Genomic DNA, 11509 nt, shown 5'->3' on the forward strand with positions numbered 1-11509 from the left:
AAGGTTATTTCGCCAGCGCAACGCTGTTCTTCTCTGCTATCTCACGGGCGAGGTTCAGGTAGCTCATCGCCCCCTTGCTTTCTGCATCGTGCAACAGGGCAGGTATACCAAAGCTGGGCGACTCACTCAACTTCACGTTTCTAGGTATAATGGTGTCGAATACCATCTGCTGGAAATGCGTTTGCACTTCTTCCACTACCTGGTTGCTCAGGCGAAGGCGCACGTCATACATCGTCAGCAAAATGCCTTCTATGGCCAACTCCGTGTTCAGGCGCGACTGAATTATCTTAATAGTATTCAGGAGTTTACCCAAACCTTCCAAGGCAAAATACTCGCACTGCACCGGTATGATCACCGAGTCCGCAGCCGTCAAGGAGTTCACCGTGATCAGGCCCAGCGAAGGTGAGCAGTCGATGATGATGAAGTCGTATACCTCCTTGAGCGGAGCCAGCGCCTCGCGCATTTTCTCCTCCCGGTTGGGCACGTTGATCATCTCCACCTCAGCGCCCACCAGGTCGATGTGCGACGGGATCAGGTCCAGAAACTCGATGTTCGGTGAGTTCAGAATAATGTCCTGAATCGTTACATCCTCCACCATGCATTCGTAAATGCTGGTGGTAATACTGGCAGGGTCGAAGCCGAGTCCCGATGTGGCGTTAGCCTGTGGGTCTGCGTCAACCAGCAATGTCTTATATTCGAGGGCTGCCAGGCTCGCAGCCAGGTTTATGGCTGTGGTGGTCTTGCCTACGCCACCTTTTTGGTTTGCAACCGCTATTATTTTTCCCATCTAAAAATTATAGGTTTATAGTCTGACCTATCTCCATCAATATTAGTTCCTTGCCGGCCATCTGCGCCACTTCCTTCACTTCCTGGTGGTCTATCTGAATGTAAGGGAAGGTGTCGTAGTGCATGCCGATCACCTTGTCTACTTGCACAAAGTCAGCCGCCACCAGGGCATCATGAATATCCATGGTGAAGTTATCGCCGATTGGCAGTAAAGCAAAATCCAAGTCAAACTGTTCCGGGATCAGCTTCATATCGTAGGTAAGGGCCGTATCGCCGGCAAAATAAAATGTCTGATTTTCTGTTTCCACCACAAATCCACCTGCTATACCTGCATAAGTGCCATCCGGCAAAGAGCTGGAGTGCACGGCGTTCACCATTTTCACGGTGCCAAACGGCAGGGTCACCTTGCCGCCTGTGTTCATCGGGTGGGTCTTTTCTATACCTTTCTCCTCATACCAGCTCACGATCTCAAAATTGGCTACAATGGTAGCATCGTTGTTTTTAGCAATGCGCTCTGCATCATGCACGTGGTCCTGGTGACCGTGCGAAAGCAGGATGTAATCCGCCTTGATGCTGTCTACGTCAATGTCCTTGGCTAATTCGTTCGGAGAGATGAACGGGTCGAATAGAATGCGGTGCTCACCGATCTTGAAAAGAAAGCAGGACTGTCCGTAATACGTTATTTCCATCGTTTGCAATTTTTAATCTGTTAGCCCATTCCGGGTATAGAACTTTTACAAAGATACTGTTTTTTGTACAGAACGTATGATGTTCCACGCACGGAAGTATATATTTTTATCCACGATTTTGGGTGTTATCCACATTCCAAGCCGGGCTGCCGGAAAAGGGCTTGGTCAGGGAATAGGCGCATTTTAAGCGATATAAACGCAAGCGGGTCCGACTGCCTGGTAAGCTGCCGGACCCGCTCGCTTCTTGGGTTCGATTCATCCATAACGTTCCGTGGAACTATATATTTTAATCCGCTCCGATTAATGAGAGGAGCGTTCCGGTCCTTCCGGGCTGCTTCTCTTCCGCTCGACGCGTATTTCTTCCCGCAGCAGCTCTACGTGCTCGGTATTATGCTCTTCGGTACGTCTTTTGGTCACATGAATTTCTTCCACCACAAGCAGACGCTTCTCTACGACTAGCACTTCCTTAAGCACAGGTATAATCATTTTATCGCCTTCGTAACGCACCGGTGGAGGAGCCACATCCACATACTGGTTTATTTCAACGCGCTCAATTTCCGCTTCTTCGTGTATGATGGGCAGGTCCAGATCCACATTTTCGCTGTACACTTCCTTGGCAATATGTACGCTGCCTGTTTCTCTTACTTCTTTATCCACCCGCACCTGCTCTTCTATTACTGGTATGGTCTTGTTGTATTCAATGTCGACATCCAGTTTTTCCCGATCCTCCGGTGTATCCCCATTTTGTATGTCACGTCCTTCCAGGGGGGTGGACTGGTCTTGGCGCAGTTTCTCGTCAAATTCCGATTTAAGTTTGTCTGTTTTCTTGTTCATAGTGTATGGGACCTAGTTTCATCAATTTACTACGGGCGTGGCAAGGTATAGTTCCTGACTTTCTGCTTGTTAATAGCCAACGTCACTTCTATAAAAAAACAAGAGGCAGCCACATGATGACTGCCTCTTGCCTTAACTACAAAACTTATCCCTAAATATTCCGAGGGCTACCGGGTTTGTTACCCGGGGTGCGAAGGTTCTGATCTCTATCCCGATCTTGTTTATCTATTTCCACATCGGTTTTGCGTACGGTACCTCTTACGGTTTCGTCCCGCTCTTCTGTGTGCTTGCTGATCTTCACCTCTTCTACTACACGGGCCTCCTTGTTCACAACAGGTACCTCAGCGCGTTCTGTGATATTGATCTCTCCTTCCTTGAAATTCTGGAAGTCACGGTCGGTAGCTGGTCGGTTCACTTTGTTGCGTTCAATGTCAAGGTGCTCCTCCCGCAAACGCAGGTGCTCTTCTACCGGGCGCTCTACGATGCGGCTTCTCATGTGCACGCCACCACGCTCTACTTCGCGTTTTCCCACATTCAGGCGCTCTTCCATAATCGGAATCGTCTGATTTAAATCCCCGGTCGGTTCGGTGTGTGATGTGCCCTGTGGCGGTCTGTTCAAACCCGCTTGCGGACTCGTATGCTCGTCCACGTCCACGGCACCACAAGAATCCAGTACTTCGGCTGCTCGCTCCGCTTCCTGGCGTGAATCGGCATGTACCGTAACTACCCAACCTTTGCGGGCTGCCTGTGTATGTTTGTTGGCGTCATCGTTTTGGCCAAATAATGATCCGAAGAAACCACTTACGCCGTCATTGTCTCTATTTGTTGTACTACCGCCCACATGCTTCGCTGAAGCGGAGGCAGGGTTTGCTATATCTACTTTATCACGGCCTATATGGTGCGTGCTTTCTAACTTCTGCACCGCAGCCTGTGCGTCTATACCTTCTTTGAAAATACCAATCACGGTTTGTCGTTCCATAGTTCTGTGTGTTAAATTGTACATTGAAGTAATTTGCTTTGAAAAGCCGGGATACTTCACAACCCCAATATGATCATCTGCTGGAAAATCTATTTTCCTTGTTTCGATTTAAGATCTAAGCTACTACTGAGCCTTGTGCCTGAAGAGCAAGCCAAGTGTCCCAACAAAATGTTGTGCTATCATTTTGTTAAATTCAGAATCTCGAAGAGAGCTATTTCATACTTATATAGCTTATTTTGAATTAAAACTTATCGTAGTCAATTATTTGAAAATTTAAATATATAGCATAAATAAATATTAATTTTCAAATAGGGCTCTTTGTCTTGATGCTGTATTTTTTTACGGCCTTTATAGGGTTTGGTTATTGATTTCTCAAAACAACAACACGAGTTTGTCCTATATTTAAATCTAGTGTTATTAAGATACAGCGGGTAAAAATGGGGCTGCCGCGGTATCAGGCAACCATTCGGGACTTGATGGCTGCAAGAACAGGGGGATGAGAAAAAAATGGGATGGTGGGAGATGTTTTTATTTCTCAGCAATTATCGGATGGGAAGCTTTCTCTTTGCTTCTGCATCAGCTAAGCCCATAATCAGGGTATGGACTTTCTCCTGGAAGTCCAGCAGGAGTTTCGGTCCTCCTTCTTCCTGCTTCACCCGCTTAATCTCCTTGCCCGCCTTGTAAAAAGTTGTGATCGTGGAAGGCATGTCGCTCCAATTGGTAAGGTAAGTATCTTTAAGCGAGGTATAATTTAATTCCGCTATCTTCTGGCGGAGCTCTTCCAGTTGTTGTTTCGAGAGTGTAAAAACAACGGTGTCGATGACCGGAACATCGCTATACCCCGTGTAGCGGATGCTGCCATTCTCCAGAATGGTTGCCTCGTAGGAGGGGCAGGTGCCGAGGCAGGGCGTTTTCTGGAAGTGCAGCAAAGGGGTGTCCGTTGATTGCATATTACTGTTCTGAGCAGCACTGCAGCCAGTCGCCAATATCAGTCCCAGGCCAAGCCCCAGTTTCAGCAGGTATAGCAGTGTGTGCATAGCAGTAAATTCGGTTATTGCCCCTGGGGTAGTTTACGGAATTTACCCGCCTCTAGCACATAAGCTGCTGGTTCGCAGTAGGGGCACTCTACGTAATTGTGGGACGAATCCGGTGGATTGACGATAAAGATCCGACTATCCGGACTAAACTGCGCACCCGTGCTACTCTGTAACTTGTCGAGCACTTTACCGTCCTGGCGGTCTACCACATAATGTTCCTGGCAAGTGGGGCCACATTCCATCGTGACCACCGTATACCTGCCGGCAAAGTTTACACCTTGTTTCAGGCCCTCCTGCAGGGCTTCGCGGAACTGGCGGGCGTCTGTAAGGCTGGCTTCATCCAAAGGAGCCAGGCGCCCCCGATACGCCTCCTGCACCCGAAATGCCTCGTCGCTCTGGTAGGCATCCATCCGCAGGCGGTAGCGCTCGTATATTTCCGGATTTTGTTCTAGGGTGTCTGCCCCTCGCAGGGAGTCACGTTGCAGGCGCTCCTCCAGTTTCGGGTGCGTGCTGGCAATGGTCTTTTCTTCCTCTGTCTGCTGCTGACAGCCTGCTCCCAAAATCGCCACAAAGGAGAGGGGCAGCAGGAGGTGGGGTAGTGGGTTCTTTCGCATGGTATCAATATAGGTATAGGCCTATACGCAATACGGCAAATATGGTCAAACAAAAAAGCCCCGAACTGTTTCGGGGCTTTTTTGTCAGGTATAGCACAGAGGTGCTTATTTCTTCAGTTTCGGGTTGTTGCGGCGCTCCTGCTCTTTTTCAGAGGCGGCACGCATGGCTTCCTGCATACGCTCGGTAAACGACGGGCCTCCCGTTTTCTTCTTGTCTTTGCGCTTGTCGCGGTTCTCTTCCAGTTTTGCTCTGATCTTGTCCTCGTCCACAAACTTACGCATCAAAGCCATTTGACCAAAGGTCACCATGTTCGACACAAAGTAGTAGAAAGAAAGCCCTGCCGGGAAGGAGTTAAGCACGAACATGAAGATGATCGGCATCATGTACATGTAGTACTTCATCGGGCCCTGCATCGACACATTCATCTGGTTGTTCGACCAGGTATAGAGAATCGTGGAAGCCGTCATCAGCAGCGTGAACATACTCACGTGGTCGCCATAGAACGGAATGGTAAATGGCAGGTTCACGAACACGTCATACGTCGACAGGTCATCGGCCCACAGGAAAGCCTCCTGACGCAACTCGATCGAGTTCGGGAAGAAGTTGAACATCGCAAACAGGATCGGGATCTGCAGCACCATCGGTATACAGCCGCTGAGCGGGTTTACGCCCATCTCGCCGTACAACTTCATGGTTTCCATCTGTGTCTTCTGCATGTCGCCGTCGTTGCGCTCTTTTATGGCGTCAATCTCCGGCTTCAGCACCTTCATCTTCGCCATCGACATGTGCGACTTGTAGGTAAGCGGCAGCAGGATCAGCTTAATGTAGAGCACCAGCAGGATGATGATGATACCGTAGTTACCGATGTAGTTCTCCAGGAAGTCGAATGCCGGGATAATGATCCACTTGTTCACATATGAGAAGATACCCCAACCCAAGTCCAAGTTCCTGTTGAACTCGTTGCCCATGTGCTTCAGGATCTTGTAATCGTTGGGGCCGAAGTAGAAGGTAAACTCGCCTTTGCCGCTCAGCAGGTCAGCCGTCGGGATCAGAATCTGGGAGTTCAGCGCTTTTACTACCAAAGAATCAGCCGGATCGGTCACGGACTCCAGTTTAGCGCCAGCAAAGGTGTTGGTGGCGATAATGCCCGCGGTAAAGAAGTTTTGCTTATTGGCTACCCACTTCATCGGCTCCGAAATGGTTTCCGTCTCAGTGCCTTCCGAAATAGACAGGTGATCGAAGCTCTCGTCAGCTGTGTAATAATTGATAGTAGACTTGGCCCTGTTCTGAGGCATGTCTTTTTCCAACTGCTTCAACTGGTCGTTCCAGGTCAGGGTCACGTTCTCACCGCTGATCTGGTTGTTGAGGCCTTTGAAATCCAGTTTGTAGCCTACCTCAAAGCTATTGTCTAACAAGGTATAGATTTGGTCGATGGTCTGGCCATTGCCCAGGTCGGCGCGATAGGTGATGGTTTTGGCAGGCACATCGCCCACGTTAACCGTCTGCACTTCCGATGGCGAAAAAAACAGGTCAGACAGGCGGATGTTCTTGCCGTCATTGGTGGTGAACTGCACATCGGTCTTGCTGCTTTCCTTGTCAAAAAGTACCAGCGTATTGCCTCTGTAATCTTTGTAATTCTTCAGAACCACTTCCTCTACCTGGCCGCCTTTGCTGTTAAAAGAAACAGTTATGTTCTGGTTTTCGAGTGTGGTGGTGCTGGCTTCGCCGGTTCCGGCTGCGCTGAAAGTTCCCAGGGCGGCTGCACGGCGCACCTGCGCCAGCGAGTCGTCCTCGACAACAGCAGGCCCCACCTGCACCTGCTCTACCTTGGCTGTCTGGTCAAATGCCGGAGTGTTGGCTTCTTCGTTCGTACCCGCGAAGAAGAAGGAGTAAGCCAGCAGGAGCACGGCAATCAATCCAAAGCCAATAGCTTGATTTCTATCCATCTAATGAAAATAAATAATGTGTTTAGGTTAATGCTTACTTCGATTTAGTGTAATTCATGGCCGCTTTCACAAACTTAACAAAAAGTGGGTGCGGATTAACCACAGTGCTCTTTAATTCCGGATGGTATTGTGCTGCCACAAACCAAGGGTGATTTTGTAATTCAATTATCTCTACCAAACCTGTTTCCGGGTTTATACCGGTCGCCATCATGCCAGCCTTCTCATAATCCGCTAAGTACTTGTTGTTGAACTCGTAACGGTGACGGTGGCGCTCTGAGATTTTAGCTTTACCGTATATTGAAAATGCTTTTGAGCCCTTCTTTAGTTCACAGGTATAGGCGCCCAGTCGCATGGTGCCACCCATTTGGGTAATGTTTTTCTGGTCCTCCATCATGTCGATCACCGGGAATGGAGTTTCCGGCTCCATTTCGGTGGAAGCGGCTCCCTGCAGGCCCAACACGTTGCGGGCAAATTCTACGGCGGCGCACTGCATGCCCAGGCAGATGCCCAGGAACGGTATACCTGCCTCCCGCACAAAGCGGATGGCCTCCAGTTTGCCTTTAAAGCCGCGTTCGCCAAAGCCAGGGGCTACCAGCACCCCGTCCATACCTTGCAGCAGGCTGGCCACATTCTCGTCCGTGATGTTCTCAGACTGGAACCACTTGATGTTCACTTTGCACTCGTTGGCCGCACCAGCATGCACAAACGACTCTACAATCGACTTATAAGCGTCCGGCAGCTCTACATACTTGCCTACCAGGCCAATTTTAACTTCTGCTGTCGGATTTTTGAGGCGTCCCAAAAACTCTTTCCATCTTTCGAGTTCCGGCTCACCGCGCTGCGGCAGTTTCAGTTTGGCAATCACACGCTCGTCGAGCTTTTCTTTGCGCATCAGTAGCGGCACATCGTATATCGTTTCCGCGTCAATTGACTCGATCACGGAGTTTTGATTAACGTTACAGAACAGCGCAATTTTTTTGCGCAGGTCGACAGGGATATGGTACTCCGAGCGGCAAACCAGGATATCGGGTTGCACGCCAGCCTCTGACAGGTCGCGCACGGAGTGCTGTGTAGGTTTGGTTTTCAACTCACCGGCTGCTTTCAGGTATGGCACCAGGGTGAGGTGGATCACACAGGTTTCGTGTACACCCAGTTCCCAGCGCAGCTGACGCACGGCTTCAATGAACGGCAGGGATTCGATATCGCCCACACAACCACCTATTTCCGTGATCACGATGTCAAATTCGCCTGATTCGCCCAAAAGCAGCATGCGTCGCTTGATCTCGTCAGTGATGTGGGGGATAACCTGCACCGTTTTGCCCAGGTAGGCACCTTCACGCTCCTGTGTGATCACATGGTAATAAATGCGGCCGGTAGTCACATTATTCGCCTGTGAGGTAGGCACATTCAGGAAACGCTCGTAGTGTCCCAGGTCGAGGTCGGTTTCGGCGCCGTCTTCCGTCACGAAGCATTCGCCATGCTCGTAGGGGTTGAGCGTGCCCGGGTCGATGTTGATATAGGGGTCGAATTTCTGGATTGTTACAGAGAAGCCCCTTGCCTGCAGCAACTTAGCAAGTGAAGCGGAGATGATACCTTTACCAAGTGAGGAGGTAACGCCCCCTGTAACAAAAATATATTTAGCAGCCATAAGTTAGGTTAAACTTTATGGGCTACAAAGGTACAAGATATATTTGATTTTACGGTACGGTACCCCATTGTTCTGTTTTTTGCATAGGATATCTTAGTTAATATTCAACAGAAAGGACAAATAAAAAGCCCCAGCCAATCTGGCCGGGGCTTTCTCTATCATAAAACAGGAAAATCAACTTTTTGGGTTCAGGATGTTGTCGATCCGTGCCAGTGCGTCCTGCAAATGGTACTTCGTCATGCTATCCTTCGTCTTTGGCAAAGTGGCCTTGATCTGGTTGCGCAGAGTGGTCAGTTCGCCACGCACCATCGGACGGATGTCTGATTGGGAAACCTTCACCGTCGTAACTCCTGCAAAAGCGCGCGCGCTGGCCGGAACAGATGGTTGCTCTTCTTTCATCAGGAACTCCATGCGATCCAGGTAGCCGCGCTGCAGGTTGCGGCGGTACATGTCTACGTTCTTGCCGCTTCCGATCTCTGACCACACGCCATTGCGCAGGTCTGCCATCATCTCCGGCAAGGTATAGGTTTTGTTGCCCAGTGCCGCCTGCGATTCCAGCAAACGCTGCATACGGCCCGGCTCCAGTACGTTGTTCAGGATATTCACCTGCGCCGTACGAATTCGCTCCACTGCACCAACTGACTCGATCTTACGCAGGATGTTCTGATCTAGCATCCAGGTTGGTGTAGCGAGGCCCTGCTCGTTGAGGAACTTCATGGCGCGCTGCTGCTTCTCTTTCGGTACGGCTGCATATACGTCGCCTTTCTGGTCGTAAGTCTTGTAATTTTCGTACACCCCGCCAATGTTAGCCGTTACGTGGCCCATGTAGCGGTTCCACTGGCCCAGCACCTGGCTGTACATCTCCTGCAGGTCGTCGTAGTTCTTGTTTTCCTCCTTCGTCCACTCCATCAGGTTTGGCATGATGCGCTTCAGGTTCAGGATGCCGTAGTGACTGGCCAGCATGGCGTCATCACCCAGGTCTTCAGTCTGCGAAGAAGGGTCCACGGTGTTGCCTTGCTGACGGCCGAAGCGGTACATCGGATCGTCTCCCTTTTCCAGTATCCACTGCGACAGTTTGGCTACGTTGTCATAACCGTTCATCTCCGGGAAGTAAGTGTATCCCCATTTAACGGAATGCTTGTCATACACGCCTATACCAGGCATCAGAGCCACGCCTTTGTCCTCTGGCTGTGCCACGTAGTTGAAACGGGCATAGTCCATGATGGAAGGGGCGGTACCCATTTCTTTGGTAAACTTGGCATCACGCAGTTTTTCTACTGGGAAGGCAGCACTGGAGCCCATGTTGTGCGGCAGACCCAGGGTATGGCCTACTTCGTGCGCAGATACAAAACGGATCAGCTCACCCATCACTTCATCTTTAAACTTGATGCTACGGGCATCCGGGTTTACGGCAGCTGTCTGTACAAAGTACCAGTTGCGGAGCAGGTTCATCACGTTGTGGTACCAGCCGATGTGGCTTTCCAGAATCTCGCCGGAGCGCGGGTCGTGCACGTTTGGTCCGTAAGCGTTCTGTGTTTCAGAAGAGAAGTAACGGATTACCGAGTAACGCGCATCTTCAGTGCTAAACTCCGGATCTTCTTCCGGGGTAGGCGCATCTTTGGCGATAATTGCATTTTTAAAACCGGCAGCTTCAAACGCTTTGTTCCAGTCCTCTACGCCCTGCTTCAGGTATGGGCGCCACTTCATTGGCGTAGCCGGGTCGATGTAGTAAACAATTGGCTTGATCGGCTCTACCAGTTCGCCGCGGGCATAAGCGTCTTTATCTTTTGGCTCCAGTCTCCAGCGTACAATGTAGCGGCGCTTGGCTGCACGCTGTTCATCGGTGCCATAGTCCGTCTGCGAAAGCGTAAAGTAACCCACGCGCTCGTCAAAGCGACGGGCTGGCATTGGCACTTTCGGTAGCAGGAGCATAGAGTGGTTCAACTCTACGGTAATGGTACCGGCATTGGAGTTTGCTGGTGGATCAGTCGCTTCGTAGGTCATTAACGAGCGCGCCTCGATGTTGAGGGGGAAGCTCTTGATGCCCTCTACAAAAGAGCGTTTGTCATCCAGTCGCTTCACTTTATAAGAATCACGCTGGCGCTTGTTCAGACCAAGGGCCTGCACGTCTTTCGAGAAGAAATCGGTCACCTCTACAACAGAAGCACCGTTGTTGAAGGCTTTTACATCGAAGGCCTGGATAACAGGAGCCAGGTTGGAGTTCTGTACCGAGTGGAAGATTTCCAGCGTGTCGCTGGCCACGTTCTGGTAAGAGATCAGGCGCAGCAAAATGCGATTGCCTTTCTTCTCCCAACGCAGCATCTGGCGGTTGAGCTCCTCACCACCGTAGCCGAGGTTGGTAGCTGTTTTCGCGATACGGCTCACCATCAGCATGTCGCGGTTCAGGAGCGTATCCGGAATTTCGTAGAAGTACTTCTCGTCGATGCGGTGCACCTTGAAAAGTCCTTCGTCCGTCACAGCGTTGGGGGTGATGACACTGGCATAAGGTTTTACTCCGTTGTCGTCTTTTTTAACTGCCGGGGCAGCCTGTGTTGTGGTGGCTTCCTGCTTGGCTTTTTTCTTCTTCTTTTTTTCCTTGCTTTGGGCGAAGGTAGGAGGTGCTATAAGCGCACCAGCCAGAAGCAGTGTAGCCAGCCGGGCATAGCGTACATTTTTGCTCATAATGGGGTGAAAGATTAGGTAAGTTTTGGATTAGTATTTCGCAATATACCTGTTTACAGGTATAGCATAAAAGACTAAGCTACTGCAGAATGGTTTAATTAGGTATGCGGGTATAACTTGATTTCCCTATTTTCATCAGAACAATGCTATAATACATGAACATATTACAGCAAAACGAGTAAGAAATTAAGATAGGCTATACCTTACGTATACCTTGCCCGAACCCTTCCTATTAAGCATTACACAGCTTAATTTCGACGTGTATCGTCCTTGCTTCTGACACTCATTCTTTC

9 protein-coding genes are annotated in these 11509 nt (G+C 50.0%); all 9 read right to left on the bottom strand.

Annotated features, from left to right (window positions below; translation table 11 throughout):
* Nucleotides 1-4 precede the first annotated feature (4 nt).
* On the bottom strand, nucleotides 5-787 hold the full coding sequence (locus tag L1278_RS10720) for a ParA family protein (RefSeq protein ID WP_188502623.1): 783 nt from the start codon (nucleotides 785-787) through the stop codon (nucleotides 5-7).
* A 7-nt stretch (nucleotides 788-794) separates the two neighbouring features.
* On the bottom strand, nucleotides 795-1475 hold the full coding sequence (locus L1278_RS10725; protein ID WP_253403778.1) for a metal-dependent hydrolase: 681 nt from the start codon (nucleotides 1473-1475) through the stop codon (nucleotides 795-797).
* Between the two features lie 300 nt (nucleotides 1476-1775).
* A complete protein-coding gene (locus L1278_RS10730) occupies nucleotides 1776-2309 on the bottom strand; it encodes a YsnF/AvaK domain-containing protein (RefSeq protein WP_253403779.1) in 534 nt (177 codons plus the stop codon).
* Between the two features lie 151 nt (nucleotides 2310-2460).
* Nucleotides 2461-3288 carry a YsnF/AvaK domain-containing protein gene (locus tag L1278_RS10735; protein ID WP_253403781.1) on the bottom strand — a complete coding sequence of 276 codons (828 nt, stop codon included), beginning with the start codon at nucleotides 3286-3288 and terminating at the stop codon, nucleotides 2461-2463.
* 542 nt (nucleotides 3289-3830) lie between these two features.
* Complete coding sequence (locus L1278_RS10740; RefSeq protein WP_253403783.1) at nucleotides 3831-4325, bottom strand: DUF6438 domain-containing protein; 495 nt, start codon at nucleotides 4323-4325, stop codon at nucleotides 3831-3833.
* A gap of 14 nt (nucleotides 4326-4339) precedes the next feature.
* The gene (locus L1278_RS10745; RefSeq protein ID WP_253403785.1) at nucleotides 4340-4939 is read right to left on the bottom strand and encodes a hypothetical protein; all 600 of its coding nucleotides are present in this window, start codon (nucleotides 4937-4939) and stop codon (nucleotides 4340-4342) included.
* Between the two features lie 105 nt (nucleotides 4940-5044).
* Nucleotides 5045-6886: a membrane protein insertase YidC gene (gene yidC / locus L1278_RS10750; RefSeq protein ID WP_253403787.1), complete on the bottom strand. Its 1842-nt coding sequence runs from the start codon at nucleotides 6884-6886 to the stop codon at nucleotides 5045-5047.
* Between the two features lie 34 nt (nucleotides 6887-6920).
* Nucleotides 6921-8534 (bottom strand): CTP synthase, encoded by a 1614-nt coding sequence (locus tag L1278_RS10755; protein ID WP_253403789.1) that lies wholly within the window; start codon nucleotides 8532-8534, stop codon nucleotides 6921-6923.
* Between the two features lie 174 nt (nucleotides 8535-8708).
* Entirely contained in the window at nucleotides 8709-11216 is a 2508-nt protein-coding gene (locus L1278_RS10760; RefSeq protein WP_253403791.1) for a zinc-dependent metalloprotease, read from the bottom strand.
* Nucleotides 11217-11509 lie beyond the last annotated feature (293 nt).

The sequence above is a fragment of the Pontibacter sp. HSC-36F09 genome (assembly GCF_024171605.1).
Taxonomy (GTDB): Bacteria; Bacteroidota; Bacteroidia; order Cytophagales; family Hymenobacteraceae; genus Pontibacter.

Excerpts from the sequence above, each read along its gene's own strand:
- L1278_RS10720 (WP_188502623.1), bottom strand. The coding sequence starts at position 787 with ATGGGAAAAATAATAGCGGTTGCAAACCAAAAAGGTGGCGTAGGCAAG.
- L1278_RS10725 (WP_253403778.1), bottom strand. The coding sequence starts at position 1,475 with ATGGAAATAACGTATTACGGACAGTCCTGCTTTCTTTTCAAGATCGGT.
- L1278_RS10730 (WP_253403779.1), bottom strand. The coding sequence starts at position 2,309 with ATGAACAAGAAAACAGACAAACTTAAATCGGAATTTGACGAGAAACTG.
- L1278_RS10735 (WP_253403781.1), bottom strand. The coding sequence starts at position 3,288 with ATGGAACGACAAACCGTGATTGGTATTTTCAAAGAAGGTATAGACGCA.
- L1278_RS10740 (WP_253403783.1), bottom strand. The coding sequence starts at position 4,325 with ATGCACACACTGCTATACCTGCTGAAACTGGGGCTTGGCCTGGGACTG.
- L1278_RS10745 (WP_253403785.1), bottom strand. The coding sequence starts at position 4,939 with ATGCGAAAGAACCCACTACCCCACCTCCTGCTGCCCCTCTCCTTTGTG.
- yidC (WP_253403787.1), bottom strand. The coding sequence starts at position 6,886 with ATGGATAGAAATCAAGCTATTGGCTTTGGATTGATTGCCGTGCTCCTG.
- L1278_RS10755 (WP_253403789.1), bottom strand. The coding sequence starts at position 8,534 with ATGGCTGCTAAATATATTTTTGTTACAGGGGGCGTTACCTCCTCACTT.
- L1278_RS10760 (WP_253403791.1), bottom strand. The coding sequence starts at position 11,216 with ATGAGCAAAAATGTACGCTATGCCCGGCTGGCTACACTGCTTCTGGCT.